This is a genomic window from Pseudoalteromonas sp. C8, assembly GCF_011378685.1.
Classification (GTDB): Bacteria; Pseudomonadota; Gammaproteobacteria; order Enterobacterales; family Alteromonadaceae; genus Pseudoalteromonas; species Pseudoalteromonas arctica.
Genome location: NZ_WTKT01000048.1, coordinates 1 through 1,435 on the forward strand (window position 1 = coordinate 1; position 1,435 = coordinate 1,435).

General features: G+C 43.8%; 1 protein-coding gene. It reads right to left on the reverse strand.

The genetic code is table 11. The annotated features are described in order from the left end of the window. Positions 1 to 13: 13 nt before the first annotated feature. Positions 14 to 1,339 (reverse strand): IS4 family transposase, encoded by a 1,326-nt coding sequence (locus GQR39_RS19955; protein WP_165725782.1) that lies wholly within the window; start codon positions 1,337 to 1,339, stop codon positions 14 to 16. Positions 1,340 to 1,435 lie beyond the last annotated feature (96 nt).

Genomic DNA, 1,435 nt, shown 5'->3' on the forward strand with positions numbered 1-1,435 from the left:
TAACACCATTCAGTTAAGCATGCTTTGACTTAATGGTGTACCGAGTTTTTGAAATTCGAACGGTCCTACTTTTGGGCCGTTTTCTTTTTTCTGGAAGAATATAACGTTTCACTCGTTCTCGCATTGCCCTTAATTTCTTTGGAATTGAACCTGGCGAAGCGATGGCACACCAGAGTATTTCATCCTGTATATCCCGCAAAGCCATGACAAAACTAATTCTCAGCGGGGAGACTTTAGCCTCTTTGGCTATTCGACTTATCTCTACTCGAATTAAATTGTAGGCTAGCAATATACCCCATAGCTCTTGATTGACTCCATCCACAGTCTGACTACGCAAAAGAATACTATCCTCAAGCATCTGGTGTTTTATTTCTCCATAGCTATTTTCAATTTCCCAGCGCTCGAAATAGACATCAAGAATGGCCTGTGCACCAAAAGCCTGTTTATCATCCAAAGAGCACAGCAGACCTTTTATTTTTCCAGGCCCCATTGGCTCAGGATAAAGAACCAGTCTGGCCTGCCAGCACTCAGGAAGCGAAGGGTCTTGTTTTCTGGCATGCGCAGATACACTCATCTCTACTTTGAAGTCATGCTCAGAGTAAGATTCAATGACGGTGTATTGCGTGTTGCTTTTAATCGGGACCATCCAGTGCGACTGTGGGTGTTGCTTACGCCAATTAATCAGTAGCTCAGCGCTGAGATAACATCGGTCAAAAATAGTTAGACTGTTATCACTTACATGACCAAATAACTGCTTTGCGTAGTTCACCTCACCTTGATAACTGGGCCCGAAGGCAACGTGGTGTATCAACCGGCTACGCAAGGAGCTTAAGGCGCATAGGCGTACAATAGGATATTCTGTATGACGGTTTTTACTGTGCTTAATATAGTGAAAGTGCTCAGCAAGAGCTGGTGTATCGGGTGCACGAAATTGCGTTCCATCGACAGAAAATAACCGGAGTCCATACCACGTATCATCAGCATCTTCTTCTTGTGTCCAATGGGCTGCACATAGGTGAAATAAGGCTTGGAGGGGGTCGCTACTCAGGCGCTGTCTCGCTTGAGGAATAGCACTTGGAGCAACCGTATCGCCCAGGGTATCAGTGAGTGTTAAATCTAACTTCTCAACAACGTCACTAATAGAGCGGTCGCGAAAAAGACCCATTGCAATGATAAGCCAGACGACAAGCTCAGCAGGTAACTTACGTTTGCGAATACTTGCTTTATCGGTCTGCTCGAGCACATTAGAAATCCACTCAAGAGGGATATGTTTCTGAAATGTAGATAAAGAGTCAGGAGTGGCGAATATATCCGTATCAAGTAACCAATGACTAAGCATAAAAATACCCTCATAATCAAAAGATGATAAGGGTATTGTGAAGCAACCAAAAGATCGGTCAACCGATCAAAAATATCTTAACTGATCGGTGTTAGC

Bases quoted from the DNA above. Each gene is read 5' to 3' on its own strand.
- GQR39_RS19955 (WP_165725782.1), bottom strand. From the start codon at position 1,339: ATGCTTAGTCATTGGTTACTTGATACGGATATATTCGCCACTCCTGAC.